At 73.7% G+C, this 354-nt stretch carries 1 pseudogene; it reads left to right on the top strand.

What is annotated here, in order from left to right:
- A pseudogene (locus tag AB0C16_RS41070) lies at positions 1-322 on the top strand (thymidine phosphorylase); the annotation flags it as partial.
- Positions 323-354: the final 32 nt, after the last annotated feature.

Here is a 354-nt window from a genome sequence, read left to right as displayed (position 1 = left end):
GACCGCCCGCGAGCAGCACGTGGTGACGGCCCGCACCTCCGGCGTCCTGACCCGCCTGGACGCCTACGACGTCGGCGTCGCCGCCTGGCGCCTCGGCGCGGGCCGCGCCCGCAAGGAGGACCCGGTGCAGGCCGGCGCGGGCGTCGAGCTGCACGCCAAGCCCGGCGACACCGTCACCGAGGGCCAGCCCCTGATGACGCTGCACACGGACACCCCGGAGAAGTTCGACTACGCCCTCAAGGCGCTGCCCGACGCGTACGACATCGCCCCGGCCGGCACGTCGTTCGCACCGCTGCCGGTGGTGCGGGAACGTATCGCCTGACCTGCGGTTTCCTCGTACGGGTGAACGGGACA

Origin of the sequence: Nonomuraea sp. NPDC048916, assembly GCF_040649575.1 — a bacterium.
Classification (GTDB): domain Bacteria; phylum Actinomycetota; class Actinomycetes; order Streptosporangiales; family Streptosporangiaceae; genus Nonomuraea.
This window is presented reverse-complemented; position numbering and strand designations above follow the sequence as displayed.